1 protein-coding gene is annotated in these 228 nt (G+C 50.0%); it reads right to left on the bottom strand.

The annotated features are described in order from the left end of the window. Positions 1 to 228 (bottom strand): MFS transporter (locus SB660_RS24400; RefSeq protein ID WP_410585246.1); only part of this gene is annotated, 228 nt, incomplete at both ends.

The following is a 228-nucleotide window of genomic DNA, read 5'->3' as shown; positions in this document are numbered from 1 at the left end:
AAAATCGTCAAGGGAGCCGATGCCGTCATGGAAACGATGATGACGTTCCGTTTTCCGAAACGGTCTGCAAGCGGCCCGCCGAGAAACGTTCCGACAGCTCCGAAAAATAAAAAGACGAAGATGTAGCTCTGTGCCTGCTGAATGCTGACATGATAGGCATTCATCGCATAGAACGTATAGAAGTTGCCGATCGCGCTCACATACCAGGAGCGCGCGAAAATTAAGAAG

It is taken from the genome of Bacillus sp. SIMBA_005 (assembly GCF_046535585.1).
Taxonomy (GTDB): Bacteria; Bacillota; Bacilli; order Bacillales; family Bacillaceae; genus Bacillus; species Bacillus pumilus.
The sequence above is the reverse complement of the archived record's forward strand: the minus strand, read 5'-3'. Positions and strand labels throughout refer to the sequence as shown.